The organism is Allobosea sp. P4_C6 (assembly GCF_056402015.1).
Genome location: NZ_JBFUIF010000301.1, coordinates 1 through 826, shown reverse-complemented (window position 1 = coordinate 826; position 826 = coordinate 1). Strand labels below are relative to the sequence as shown.

Here is an 826-nt window from a genome sequence, read left to right as displayed (position 1 = left end):
GGGTTGGAGAGCACCTCCCTTCCGCCGACACTAATCCTACACGGGGACGCTGACCGCGTGGTGCCGGTCTCAAACGCGAGCGGAATCGAGCGATTGGTCAACAACGCCGGCGGAATGGCCGAAACCCACATCTACCCTGGCGAAGGCCATGGTTTTTCTCTCGCTGCCTGGCCCGATGCTATTTCAAGAACACAGGATTTTCTGCGCAGGCATCTCTGACGACAAAGGCTGCCCCACAGAGATCGATGTCAAAACCTTCGATCGCGCTACGTCAGGCGTATTGGATGGAGCGCTGGTCCGCCCGTGCATGGCGATATGGCGAGGGCCCGAGAGATCATCCAGCTTTGGATCGGGGCAAGCAATGCAAAGCGCGCCGTGTCATCGCGGAACCTCAGGATGAAATATCGCGTTGGCGAGCAATGGATCCAGCGATGGTGATGTCCGTGCCGTCAGCCGTTTTCGAGCTCCTGAAGAAGTTCCAAGCCGCCTTGGTATTTGGCGGCATGGTGCTGGCGCCGGCGGGCGCACAAGCCCTTACTGCCGACGGGGTGAACCAGGCGGGCCGACCCGCGGCCACGAAAAGCAAGGCAACGCGTCCCAACGCGACGATCGCAAAGGCTCAGGTCTTGCTGGCGCGCCAGGGTGTTTCGCCCGGTGAGATCGATGGATTGGATGGCGACAATTACCGGAAAGCCATCGGTCAGTTCCGGCGCCGCGAAAACCTCGGAAACGGCGAAACGATTGACGCAGCAACTTGGCGAGCGCTCAAAGGGGACGTCAGCACGAATATCGTCTCGGACTACTTCGTAACGAAGGAGGATATCAA

1 protein-coding gene and 1 pseudogene are annotated in these 826 nt (G+C 59.7%); both read left to right on the top strand.

Features of this window, described 5'->3' with window-relative positions; all coding sequences use genetic code 11:
• Positions 1-219: alpha/beta hydrolase family protein (locus AC1DVA_RS28805; protein WP_476808190.1), on the top strand; the 219-nt coding region annotated here is incomplete at its 5' end.
• Between the two features lie 212 nt (positions 220-431).
• Positions 432-826, top strand: a pseudogene (locus AC1DVA_RS28800) (hypothetical protein); the annotation flags it as partial.